General features: G+C 48.7%; 10 protein-coding genes. All 10 read left to right on the forward strand.

Annotated elements, in window-relative coordinates; genetic code table 11:
• Nucleotides 1-320: 320 nt before the first annotated feature.
• The 10 genes from EL628_RS24490 (at nucleotide 321) to EL628_RS24535 (ending at nucleotide 12,288) form a co-directional block, all read left to right on the forward strand.
• Nucleotides 321-2,174 (forward strand): discoidin domain-containing protein, encoded by a 1,854-nt coding sequence (locus tag EL628_RS24490; RefSeq protein WP_126582630.1) that lies wholly within the window; start codon nucleotides 321-323, stop codon nucleotides 2,172-2,174.
• Nucleotides 2,175-2,267: 93 nt separating this feature from the next.
• Nucleotides 2,268-2,594: a hypothetical protein gene (locus tag EL628_RS24495; RefSeq protein WP_126582631.1), complete on the forward strand. Its 327-nt coding sequence runs from the start codon at nucleotides 2,268-2,270 to the stop codon at nucleotides 2,592-2,594.
• Between the two features lie 518 nt (nucleotides 2,595-3,112).
• Nucleotides 3,113-3,628, forward strand: coding sequence for a MarR family winged helix-turn-helix transcriptional regulator (locus EL628_RS24500; protein ID WP_126582632.1), 516 nt, complete (start codon nucleotides 3,113-3,115; stop codon nucleotides 3,626-3,628).
• A gap of 34 nt (nucleotides 3,629-3,662) precedes the next feature.
• Nucleotides 3,663-4,832: a hypothetical protein gene (locus tag EL628_RS24505; RefSeq protein ID WP_126582633.1), complete on the forward strand. Its 1,170-nt coding sequence runs from the start codon at nucleotides 3,663-3,665 to the stop codon at nucleotides 4,830-4,832.
• Nucleotides 4,833-4,847: 15 nt separating this feature from the next.
• Nucleotides 4,848-5,414 carry a hypothetical protein gene (locus tag EL628_RS24510; protein WP_126582634.1) on the forward strand — a complete coding sequence of 189 codons (567 nt, stop codon included), beginning with the start codon at nucleotides 4,848-4,850 and terminating at the stop codon, nucleotides 5,412-5,414.
• A gap of 606 nt (nucleotides 5,415-6,020) precedes the next feature.
• Nucleotides 6,021-6,521: a carbohydrate-binding protein gene (locus tag EL628_RS31135; RefSeq protein WP_371859687.1), complete on the forward strand. Its 501-nt coding sequence runs from the start codon at nucleotides 6,021-6,023 to the stop codon at nucleotides 6,519-6,521.
• A gap of 631 nt (nucleotides 6,522-7,152) precedes the next feature.
• Nucleotides 7,153-8,643: an ABC transporter substrate-binding protein gene (locus tag EL628_RS24520; RefSeq protein ID WP_245994418.1), complete on the forward strand. Its 1,491-nt coding sequence runs from the start codon at nucleotides 7,153-7,155 to the stop codon at nucleotides 8,641-8,643.
• 120 nt (nucleotides 8,644-8,763) lie between these two features.
• Entirely contained in the window at nucleotides 8,764-9,744 is a 981-nt protein-coding gene (locus tag EL628_RS24525; protein WP_126582635.1) for a carbohydrate ABC transporter permease, read from the forward strand.
• 49 nt (nucleotides 9,745-9,793) lie between these two features.
• Nucleotides 9,794-10,675, forward strand: coding sequence for a carbohydrate ABC transporter permease (locus EL628_RS24530; RefSeq protein WP_126582636.1), 882 nt, complete (start codon nucleotides 9,794-9,796; stop codon nucleotides 10,673-10,675).
• A 110-nt stretch (nucleotides 10,676-10,785) separates the two neighbouring features.
• The gene (locus tag EL628_RS24535) at nucleotides 10,786-12,288 is read left to right on the forward strand and encodes an ABC transporter substrate-binding protein (protein WP_126582637.1); all 1,503 of its coding nucleotides are present in this window, start codon (nucleotides 10,786-10,788) and stop codon (nucleotides 12,286-12,288) included.
• Nucleotides 12,289-12,299 lie beyond the last annotated feature (11 nt).

A 12,299-nucleotide genomic window follows, 5' to 3' on the forward strand; every position in this document is an offset into this window, starting at 1 on the left:
CACCAGGCAGTAAAAACCCATTGATCAACAGCGCTTTTTTGTTGATTGATTGCATCAGAAACAGATGAATGTCATTTATAGTTGTAACAGAGAATATAGTCTTGAGTCTCTCGTGATAAATGGGATACCTCATGTCTGGACAGCAGCAGGTCTGTGGTGCAGAGCGATGATCAGACCAGACCTTCTTTTTTCCTTTCTCCCACTTTTCTAGAGACGTTCATATTCTCCCACTTTTCTCTGGCTCACACCTGTTGTGAGCCAGAGAAAACAAACATGGTGGTTTGTTTTGACATAATGGATAGTTAAAAGGAGTTTCTTCTATGAAGAAGAGCGCGGTTTTTCGTCTATTGGTGGGGTGCGCAGTTATCCTTTCAGCGCTGGTGCTGGGCTTTTTGGCGACCCCATTATCCCATCCCATCCCAGCCCATGCCGCAACTGTCAGCGGTTTTGTGACCCGCTCCGGGTCTCACCTCATGCTTAACGGCAATGTTTTTCGTGCTTCTGGTGGTAATAGCTACTGGTGGGGTCTAGACGACACCCCCGTGACCCAGTATCGTGTGAATGATGCCTTGATCACTGCCCAGGAGATGGGTGCGACGGTGATGCGTGTGCAAACGCTGGGGATGTCAGTTGGATGCGCTCTCTGTATTGAGCCGACATTAGGCAATTTCAGCGAAGATGCGCTCAAGCGCGATGATTATGCTGTTGCCCAGGCTGGTGCACGTGGTATCCGCCTGATCATTCCGCTGATTGATAATTATCACAATGAGGGCCTTGGCGGCAGATTCACCTTTACGGGGTGGCGCAACCTGACCAATGATGATGACTTCTACAGTAACGCACAGGTCATCAGCGACTTTGAGCAGTACATCGGCGTGCTTATGAATCGGGTCAACACCTATACTGGCGTTGCCTACAAAGATGATCCCGCCATCCTGGGCTGGGAAACGGGCAATGAGATCTACCCGCCTGTCAGCTGGACCACAACAATTGCCAATTACATCAAGAGCGTTGATGGTCATCACCTGGTAATTGATGGCTTTCGTGGCGTGAACGCTGATGATTTAGCCATTGCTAACATCGATATCGTTGGCGACCATCAGTATCCCATGTCGATCGATACAACCAATCGCTATGCTCAGCAAGCTGCCGATGGAGGTAAGGCCTATTATATTGGCGAGTATGATTGGGACAACTGGGCCGAGCAAGGAGATGGGAATGGCCCTGCATTGAGCGATTATCTTGCCAATCTTGAGTCTAATACAAACGTTTCTCTCGATACCTACTGGAATCTCTACTCGCATGATGATAACTATGGGTATCGAAAAACTGACGGTTGGGACCTTGTGTATCCTGGGGTCAGCGCTGATAAGCAGGCCCGTGCTCAGCAGTTACGCGCCCATGCCTATCGATTACAGGGCATCACCACCTTACCAGCTGATAGCATTCCTGCCGCACCCGTGATTACCAACATTTCTGGCAGTCAGATCGCCTGGCAAGGAGCTGCACTGGCAGCAAATTACTCAGTTGAGCGCTCAACAACGGGCACAGATGGCTCGTGGACCGTGATTTGTGATCAATGTGCGACTGATCTTCATACACCCTGGACCGATAGTACCCAACCGACCGGCTCAAATTCCTATTACCGGGTGAGAGCCTATAATCGGGTGAACCAGCCTGGACCGTATTCCCAGGTGTTCCAGGCAGGACCAAACCTGGCAGCGGGCGCGACCGCATCGGCGAGCAGTTCAGTGGAAAATATCTCCTATGGTTGGGGACTGCGGTTTGCCAATGATGGACAACGGAGCTCGATTCCCGGTAGCTCTCTCGGGTGGATCAGCAGTAACAATACTGATATTGATCATAACGAATGGTTCGCGTATGATCTGGGGTCTGCTAAGACGATCAGCAAGGTTGTGTTGTATCCACGCAGCGACGGCAGCATGGTTGGAACTGACTTCCCCACCAATTTCGAGATTGATGTCTCCAGCAATGGCAGCAATTGGACTTCCGTGCTCCAGAAAAGTAACTACCCTCGTCCAACCGGTGGAGACGCTCAGATTTTGAGCTTTACTACCCAGACCGTGCAGTATGTGCGGGTATATGCGAACAATTTGCCTGGCAATGATGGAGGAACCTATCGTATGGCCTTTGCTGAGGTCGAAGTGTACTAAGCTGGTTCACGCCTGAAGATCTTAAGCTTCCCTCTACTCAGCCCTGTTCAGATGTTTTTTGCTTGGTTGCTCTTGATTCCCGTAGGGATATGTTTGTTTGCTCCCTTTAGCGCCATGGTTGTGATGGGGCAAGACTATCTGCCCCATCATGTGAGAGAAGCCGCAGCACGTGACATGAAGGTCTGGCTCTACGACGAATTCAACTGGCCTTCTGGAGCCGTAGGAGGTCAATTGTTGGCAGCTTATCCTCAGTATATGATGCGTGTTTTAAATGTCGAGTCGCTGATGGTACCCTTTAAGCAGGAGGTAAACATCCCTTTCCCTGGCCAGTTCTTAGCAGCTTTTTGCCTTGATGAAGAGCACAGAACGTATAGTTCCCTAGAGGGAAAGGTCATACCCACACGCGAATATATTCCGTGAGAACCTCATGACCTGTAGTCATGATGACTATTTATCTTTGCCCACCCCCGGTGCTGATCCTCCTGTACCAGAGGCTCATCGACATCATCATGCACAAAGTATAGAAGGCAAGGAACAGTAGCACAAGATGGCCAATCAGCGAAAAACCATGTGCAGCAATGCAATCATTCTCAACACTCTTTACAGCTATGAATCTCGCCAGCCTCTTTAGCTCAGGAGCTCAATCCTTTCCACCAATGCCTTGCTCTCCTTACCTCCAACTTCTCCTTGGGCTGAGTCTGCATACTTACGATAGGAAAAGCCAGTTGACAAACTCAATACTCCCAGATATAATTACTTTGTGATGCAAAATAAAAAAGGTGCAATTATTTAGTGTCGCAAATTAAAAGACAAGAGAATTTCAACGTTTTTGTTTCTCTTGGATATGGTACACTGGTCACTTTATCCATTTTGAGAAATTGTGTTCTCAGGGTCTGTAGCGTAACGATAAAGCCAAATACATATCAGGGGAGATAAACATGTTAGGTGATAATGAGCAGGAAACACGCGTAGCCGAGAGCGGCGAACAGCGAAGGGCCGCAGCGTTTGGTGTATTCGCTCAAACGCTCCAGATGCATGTATGGCAAAGCCACAAAATGAATACTCTCGCAGCTGAGCGGATGGAGATTACCTGGCCGCAGCTTGTCTCAATGCTTGTCCTTGAAGCGCAAGAAGGAAACTGCACAATGCAAGAATTAGCTGCACTCACCTATCAATCGGGGGCGACGGTGACTGGCATTGTGGATCGCCTTCTCAACACGGGTATGGTAACACGCAAGCATGATGAGAAGGATCGCCGCGTTGTGGTAGTAAGCTTGACGGATGCTGGACGCGCTCAGCTCGCCAGGACAAAAGCTCAATCGGACAAAGATATCATGCAGGTGACCGAGTCATTTAGTGATGACGAGTTGGAGGAATTTACAAGGCTCATCCAGAAATTTACCGACAGCTTCAAATCACTCGTCGGCCACGATAGTCCTCCATTTCGCCGCTAATTTTTAAAGCCGCATCTTCATTAAGGGGAAACATATGTCTCAAGCAATTGGACGCCGTTCTCTATTTGGCAACCTTGCCATGCCAGTTCTACGCTGGCTTCTCAATCTACGTCTCTTCTCGGGTCTGGGTATACTCCTTGGAGGAGTGATCACCCTGGTTGGAGTGAGTTGGGATATTCAATGGCATGTTTTCGTCGGACGCGACCGTACGTTAACCGCTCCACATATTGTCATGTTGTCTGGTATCGTTATTGGAGGTGTGCTTGCACTTATGGAGGTTCTGATCGAAACAAACTGGGTGAAACGTAACTCGGCACTCAAGCAATACACGACGCGCTTTGCAGGGTTGTTTTCCAGCTCTATCGGCTCCTATATTGCGGGCTATGGCGCACTGGCATCGGGTCTCGGGTTTGTGCTCGATACCTATTGGCACGCCCTCTATGGCGTTGATGTTGCTATATGGGCTCCTTTCCACCTCATGATCTTTGTTGGGATGTCGATCATGGTGCTGGGGTCTATCTATATTATTGCCTCGGTAAGCAGGTTCACCGGGCGTGAATTGGATCTCCGCTCTGCTAAGATTGGACACAGCGGGACTGTAGTTGCTATAGCGGTCTTCATGGGGTTTGTGAGTATTCTGGTTCCACCTGCAATCGATGCGCGTGGATCGCTACAGATTGGTGGCCTTTTGATTAATTTCTACCCATTTCTTGAGGCACTGCTCGTATCCTTCGTGTTCGTCGCTACAAAGGGAGTACTGCCTTCTCGTCTGTCTGCGACTCTCGTTATGCTTGTGTATATAGGGGAGGCAATCCTGTTCTCTCTCATTGTCCCTCCGCTTACCAACTGGCTGCTCCCAATTGAGGGGCTCCACTACCGCCAGGGAATTGGTCTCTTCAGCGCTATCTCTATCATTGCAGTGAACTGGCCGCTTACACCTATCGCGATAGCTCCACTTGTCGATGCCTGTTTCGTCTGGGCAAGGCGTCTGGCATGGACAGAGCGCAGGCGGAACCTCATCCTGGGAGTGATTTCTTTTATAGCTTGTATACCCGTCTTTGTTCTACCTGCTCGCGATGAGACAGAAATTCTGGCACACGCCGGGATCGTTGGCGTCACAGTCTCGTTGCTGCTGGGCATCGTTGGTATCGTGATAGGCATTCGGCTTGGCCACTACACAGGCGAAGTGATGAACCAGAAATAGGGGGTCTATAGAATCATGCGTATGTTTTTACAGGTCGCGTTGCTCATTGTTGGAATCATCTCACTGGTGGTACTGCTCGCAGACATGGCAGTGTCTCTTCTCGCAATTTTTCCCACTGGTACGCCTGCGAAGATTGTTCAGGTAGAGGCGGGTCCGTATCCCTTGACGATTGGTTTCTCGAAGTATCCTGGTAATGCTGGATATACCTTGCCCTTTAGTATTGCATCAACCCGGTCACTCACCTACCACGCTGAGACCATTCCTGGTAGCGGTCTTGCCGCACAGACGGTACAAGCCAGTATCAGTCCGAACACGGGCAAGCAGGTTCAAGGGGACGCAGAGATCACTGTACGCGGGCTCTGGCATCTCCATATTATTGTAGATGGTCCGCAAGGCCGGGGCAGCGTGGAGGTCCCTCTTTCCGTGACCGCACCACCGGCCATCCCAGAATGGATGGGCTGGGTTATAGGTTTCATTCCCATCATTTGCCTGTTCATCTTCCTCTTTATGCAGCAAGGAAGCGATAACGAGAAACCCAAAGAGACTCTGCCGCTTGGCGAACAACTTGCAACCCCCCGATAAGGCCAGTGCGAAATAGCGGTTATTGCATGCAGTGGCGAACGCCGCTCTCCTCTTGTCTGCCAGACGACAACGGACATGCGCCCCGGCTCCGCCCAGGCGTCTGGGGCGCATGTCCGTTGCAGCGATGATTCGCAAGGATGGAACGCGCCACCGATCGAGGTAGGCCCAGGATAAGTGTAAAATTCTAGCGTGCTGTGTCAGGTACATATGAAATCCCTACTACTCTGTCAAACTTCATTCGTTGGCGATTGGTACAGTTATGGAGAAGGTAAATACATCTCTATCACCATCGAGCAGGATGGGACTGGTATCTATAAAGGTCCCGCAGGCTACAGCGGCTGGACCTACGGTGACCCATTCTACAAAAATATTCGAGGGAGCGGGGCCTCGTTCACGGGAGACCGCTATATTAGCCCTATCAGTAGCAGTATAGTGTCCAGTCAAATCTCAGTCAGTTCCGATGACTCCTCCTTCACCAAAACTCTTCCTGGATAGGGCAACTTTACCTGCTACCGCAATCAATGTCAGGCGCATACTCCCCAATATACCTATGGCGATACCATCCAGGCCTCCAACTTTGACGACAATGGCGGCAATACCAGGATATTGACTCCCACAGACAATGGGGCTGATGTGATGAGTCTTGGCAATCTGGATGAGGGTAGTTGGGCTAAATATAGCTGTGTTGATCTCAGTCAGGGTGTTAGCGCTATCGATGCTGATTATGCAACTGGCTCTAACTTCGGTGGCACTCTCGATATCCATATGGACAAACTCGATGGTCCATTGCTGGGTACCATCCAGACCAGCAGTACCAGCGCCCCAGATATCTATACAACGCTCGACACCAATCTCTCCAGTGCCACCGTCGCCACCACTGGCGGGACCAGCATCCCTGCTACCAGCGTCACCGGAATACACGATTTCTATGTTGTCGCTCATCTTACCACTGTTTCTAGCTATGTCGCCAACCTGCTTAGTCTCAAGGTGCAACCCAATAAGTCCTTCAAGGGTTCAGTGCTCCTATTCTATTGCATGGCTTCAACAATAAGGGTGATGGTTCCAGCAGTCAGACCGCCTGTTCAAATGAACATGTACCTGATTTAGTCGAAGAGAAGGACAATAGATCGCCTGACGATTATTATTCTGCTTTCAAGCCCATGGTAATGGTATGTCGATTTCCAGGGCTGGAGAGAGAAAAAATGGAATTGGTTTCTATAAATAGAAAAGAAAAAAGCTTTGATATGGTGCAGTCAATCAACGAAAAGGAGTAACTGATCAATGCATCTGTTGGAAGCTCATGCTAAAGTATGAAGAGTAGGTCTGCCAGTGCGTCGAGCAGAGAGTGAGAATATGATAGACTCATGTGGGGCTGTTCTCCAGCTGACTTCAGAGAGCCGCCTCTGGATAGGGAGAGGATGGCACAGGTTTTTCAAGAGTATGGTATGCATCCGGTAAGCGAGCCAGATGTGCTACGCCATGAAAGAGGGATCAAAGAGCCTTAAGAGACAATGATTGCATTGATGCGCATGGTTTTTCGTTGATTGGCCATCTTGTGTCACTGTTCCTTGCCTTCTATACTTTGTGCATGATGATTGTCAATGAGCCTCTGGTATAGGCGGAGCAGCACCAGGAGCGAGTAAAGATGAATAGTCATCACGACTACAGGTCATGAGGTTCTCATACAATGTATTTGCGTGTGGGAACAATGTTTTCTTGACTCAGGAGGTCTGGTATTATGTATAGAATGCAAGAAGCTCTGGCACAGACGAGTCGCCGTCGCGTTTTGCAAGCAGCGGCAGGTATCGCAGGCACTGCTGTCTTTGGTGATCTATTAGCAGCCTGTGGTGGATCTACCGCATCAACCACAGCGACAATCAATCATTGGGATTGGTGGGTATCGCAGGCCCCCTGGCTTGACAATGAGATTAAGCTTTTCCAGGCTGCCAACTCTAGCATCAAGATCAAAAAGACGACCCATAGCAATTCGTATGATACGCTTTTCTCTCTGGCGTATAAGAACAAAACCACTCCCGACGTTTTCATGATTCCGCAAAGCTTCAAGCTCAATGAGCAGGTTGCGAAAGGCTGGCTTTTACCACTCGACAAATGGGCCACCAGCTCATGGCGTTCTCGCTTCCCCGAAGGAACCTTTTACGAAGGCAACAACATGATCAACGGGAAGCTATACACGGCACCATTAACTGGATCTGCCTCCATCTTACAGCTCTATGTCAACAACGCTGTTTTCAAGCAGGCAGGACTTACCAATAGTGATGGTTCCGTCAAAATACCCCAGACCTGGGATGATCTGTCAAATGCCGCAGATGCCATTGTTAAGAAGAGTAATGGGAACGTCTATGGCTTCGGCATTGGAAACTCGAGTGCGATTTTCCCCTGGTGGTTGGAGGTCCTGGTCCGTGGAGCTGGTTCACCAGGAGGTGGTGCTGGTACTTTTGGTCCGCTGGGCAGTATGGACTACCGTGTTGGCAAATACACCTATGCTACCGATCGCAATTATGCAGATGTGTACAACCTCATTCTGGACTGGAAAAACCACAAATACTTTTACCCCGACTCAATGAGCATTGGTGATGAGGCAGCACGTGTGCTCTTCGAGCAAGGAAAGTTCGGCATGACTGTTGGTGGTGTGTGGAATCAGGCTGAGTGGTCACAGCATAATTTTACTGATTATTCGTTAGTCCCGCTTGTCGCCCCCTCAAAGACGCTGCAAGGATACTACTATCATGTGCCAGGAGGTCAGTTCCTCGCTATTTCGTCGCAAACGAAGCATCCTGATGAAGCATGGGAATGGTTCAATTGGATGTATAGCCTGGATACTGCGAAGCGTTGGGTGCAGGCTGGCGAGGACATTTCGGTCTTCTCACAGGCGAATGATCCTGCTTCAATTAAGTTCAAGCCTTTTGCCCAATATGCAGCCACAAGTCAGGTGTCACTGGTTGGTCCAAACATTTCTCAACGCAATCCAAAGACTGCGAATGTGATTTTGCCAGCTGTGAAACCCGATATCTCTGATGTGTCTACAGGCATCTATACAGGCCAGATCGGTGATATTCATGCGGCACTCTCTGACCTCGCTGATCGCTCACAACAGGCTGTTGACAAGGCTCTTGCACAGGCGCAGCAGCAAGGAAATAATGTAACTATTAACGATTACATTTTCTCTGACTGGGATATCACCAAGCCATATACGACAAAACCTGCGTAAGCGCTGTGCTTTCTTTCTTATCCTTTATGTATCAGTTACCGCTTATCTTGAGGCATGACAAAAAGGAGACCTGGTAGAACAATACCAGGTCTCCCAAAGTACTAGAAAAGAGCCTTTGCCATGCAAGCACCATCTTTGCCAACGACGCCACCGCAGATCCCATCGAGGCGAGCTATACCGCAGAAGCGTAGCCTCTGGATACAGATACTGAGTAGTGGCTGGTCATATGTGTATCTGACCCCAATGCTCATTCTGCTGGTTGTTTTTGTTATTTACCCCATCTTTGCCTCACTGACCTATAGCTTTTATCAGTGGAATGGCATTGGAGACCCAACGCTGTATGTTGGACTGGACAACTTTACAAGCGTCATACATGATTCCATTTTCTGGGGTGCATTTCTGCATACCTTCATATATATGGCGACCCTGGTTCCTATCCAATTGTTCCTGGCGCTGATTCTCGCGCTTGTTTTAAACAATCCCAAATTGCGTTTTTCACCTTTTTACCGCTCTGTCTATTTTATTCCGGCTGTGACATCTGCAGCGGTCGTTGGTGTGGTGTTTCAATTGATTCTCGCGGACTTTGGAAACAACATCAATCAGCTCCTGCTCAATCTGCATATCATCCGTGACCATATTGATTGGCTGGGCGATCCGCGCTTTGCTTTGGGTTGCGTGATTGTGATTGGCATCTGGAACACGTTGGGGTATAACATGGTCTACCTGCTGGCCGGTCTGCAGACGATTCCAGCAGAGCTCTACGAAGCGGCAAGGATCGATGGGACAGGAGCATTTGGGCGACTTTTTTATATTACCCTACCGCAGCTCCGCGGGATTGGTATCATGGTGCTGATCCTGTCAATACTTGGCAGTTTGCAAGTGTTTGATCTGGTACAGGTTTTGACCCATGGCGGTCCTTACTTTGCTACAGAAGTCGTCAATACTTATATCTATCATCAGGCCTTTGGGGATACGGCGGCCTCAGTTGTGGAGCCAAATGTTGGCTTCGCCTCGGCAGCCTCCTTTTTTTACGGGCTGATTTTATTAGCGCTTTCGATAATGCAATACTTCGTCTTTCGCATTATCCGCCGCCAGCAATAACAAGTTGTTTGTCTTTTTGTACGTGTACAAATAGAAAGAAGGTACCTTCATGGCAACACGTGTTTCAAGATATCGGCAGAAGAAGCGGCTCCCGGCGTATAAACGTCGCCAGCGTCTCAGCAGCCTACTAACACATATGGTGTTAATTGCTGGCGGTTTTCTCTGGGTTTATCCATTTCTCTGGGTGTTTTCAAGCTCACTACGCAAACCGGAGCACTTTTTTACAGAAGGGCTGAACCTGATTCCTAAAGAACTGGCTTTATCAAACTATGTAAATACCTGGAATGACGCCTCCTTTGGTGCTTACTTCTTCAATTCAGTTTTTACGACTGTTTTGACCGTGGTCCTCACTCTTTTTGTTACGTCTATGGCTGGTTTTGTACTTGCGCGCAAGACATTTCCCGGCAAAAGGGCTATCATTGTTCTGGTTGGAATAACGCTTTTCTTGCCGCATGGTTATACTATTATTCCCATTTTCGATATTATGCAGAGGTTGGGGTTGTTAGACACGTTATGGTCAATTGTTATTGCTGAGACCGCGGGTGGTCTGGTGTTCAGTACCTTTTTGTTCATGGGCTACTTTTCGACCATGGATAGACAGATTGAGGATGCTGCGCGTGTTGACGGGGCAGGATTTCATCAGTTATACTGGCGAGTCTTATTCCCACTGGCAGGTCCGATGGTTGCGACAGTAGCATTATTCACTTTTATCAGTTCCTGGAATAACTTTCTGATCCCGCTGGTTTTTACGCTTGGGCGACCAGACCTCAATACCCTGGCGATTGGACTTTATTCGTTTATTGGAGAGCACTCCACCAACTGGACTTATGTCTGCGCTGGTTCAGTAATTACATTAGGTCCTATTATGCTGATCTTCGTCCTGTTGCAGCGCTATTTTATTGATGGTGTCAGTGGAGCGGTCAAAGCATGAGTGAAGCATGGAGTAATGTATACGAAGACAGGGGGAGGCCTCTCCTCCTGCTTTTCTTTTTCCTCTATATGTTGTAGAGTATAAAACAAAGACAAGGGGGTCTTGATCATATGAGTCATCTTCAACAAGCATCGATACGTAGAAGCCGCCGCAGCATTTTACAGGCTGCGGTGACTGCGGCTGGTGCTCTAACTTTGAGCGAACTTCTCTCAGCTTGTAGCGAGCGACCAACAACCTCCCCCTCTACTGTCAATCTGGTCTACTGGGACTGGTTGATAGCGCAGGCCCCCTGGGTGAACAACGAGATCAGGCTGTTTGAAAAAAGCCACCCTCACATCAAGATCCGCAAGGTTACGCAAGGCACTGGCCTCTATGACACGCTTTTTGCGCTGGCAATCAAGGGTAATCAGGTTCCAGATATTTTTATGATCCCTGAGACACCAATGATGAACAAGCAGATCGCAAAAGGCTGGTTATTGCCGGTGGACAGGTGGGCTGATCATGCCTGGAAAGCCAGGTTTCCGACGGGCGCACTGCAGGAAGGAAGCAATATTTTTAACGGCAAGCTCTATACTGCGCCATTAAGTGGAATGGCGCCAGGGCTACTGCTTTATATCAATAACGCGGTTTTTAAACAGGCTGGATTGGTCAACAGAGACGGAAGCGTGCTTGTTCCACAGACATGGGATGATGTCACACACGCGGCTGAGAGTATTCAAAAGAAGAGTAATGGCACAGTGTATGGCTTCGGCTTTGGAAATGTCGGATTTTCGGTGTTGTCCTGGTGGATGGATGTTTTTATACGGGGTGCTGGCTCAGTAGGGGGCGCAGGCAACACCTTTGGTTTGTTTGGCAATCTTGATTATCGCGTTGGCAAATATACCTATGCTACCGATCGCAATTACGCTGATTGTATCGATCTTTTTCTTGACTGGAAACGGCGCAACTATTTTTATCCTGATTCTTTGAGCGTAAGCGATGAGGTGGCACGTGTGTTTTTTGAGCAAGGGAAATTTGGGATGATTGTAGGCGGAGTGTGGAACCAGGCTGAATGGACATCCCATCATTTTACTGATTATAGTCTGACAACACTTGTATCGCCCACAACGATCCCCGCAGGGTACTTTTACCACACAAATGGAGGAAGTTTTTTCGGAATTTCGGCGAAGACTCAGCATCCAGAGGAAGCGTGGGCCTGGTTTGACTGGCTCTACAGCCCCGAAACCGGGAAACGCTGGGTGCAGATGGGTGAGGATCTCTCAGTTTACCCACAGAATAACGATCCTGCACTCGTAACTCTTGCACCTTTTAGGCAATATATAGGTATGACGAATTATACCCTGGCTGGCCCTGATCCATCCATACGCAATCCTGAGACCGCACATGTCCTGCTTACGCCTATGAAGCCCGATATTGGAGATGTATTGACTGGAATCTATACAGGGCAGATAGCAGATAGCAGTGAAGCGCTTTCTGCGCTTGCCAACCGGTCGCAGAACATTCTGAGTGATTCTATAACGTTAGCGCAACAGCAGGGGTACAATGTGAGCATCAATGATTTTATCTTTCCTGATTGGGATATTTTGCAGCCGTATATTACGAGATCAGTATAAGTGTTGTATAG

Origin of the sequence: Tengunoibacter tsumagoiensis, from assembly GCF_003967535.1 — a bacterium.
Classification (GTDB): domain Bacteria; phylum Chloroflexota; class Ktedonobacteria; order Ktedonobacterales; family Ktedonobacteraceae; genus Tengunoibacter; species Tengunoibacter tsumagoiensis.

Excerpts from the sequence above, each read along its gene's own strand:
- EL628_RS24510 (WP_126582634.1), top strand. The coding sequence starts at position 4,848 with ATGCGTATGTTTTTACAGGTCGCGTTGCTCATTGTTGGAATCATCTCA.
- EL628_RS24500 (WP_126582632.1), top strand. The coding sequence starts at position 3,113 with ATGTTAGGTGATAATGAGCAGGAAACACGCGTAGCCGAGAGCGGCGAA.
- EL628_RS24530 (WP_126582636.1), top strand. The coding sequence starts at position 9,794 with ATGGCAACACGTGTTTCAAGATATCGGCAGAAGAAGCGGCTCCCGGCG.
- EL628_RS24525 (WP_126582635.1), top strand. The coding sequence starts at position 8,764 with ATGCAAGCACCATCTTTGCCAACGACGCCACCGCAGATCCCATCGAGG.
- EL628_RS24535 (WP_126582637.1), top strand. The coding sequence starts at position 10,786 with ATGAGTCATCTTCAACAAGCATCGATACGTAGAAGCCGCCGCAGCATT.
- EL628_RS24520 (WP_245994418.1), top strand. The coding sequence starts at position 7,153 with ATGTATAGAATGCAAGAAGCTCTGGCACAGACGAGTCGCCGTCGCGTT.
- EL628_RS24505 (WP_126582633.1), top strand. The coding sequence starts at position 3,663 with ATGTCTCAAGCAATTGGACGCCGTTCTCTATTTGGCAACCTTGCCATG.
- EL628_RS24490 (WP_126582630.1), top strand. The coding sequence starts at position 321 with ATGAAGAAGAGCGCGGTTTTTCGTCTATTGGTGGGGTGCGCAGTTATC.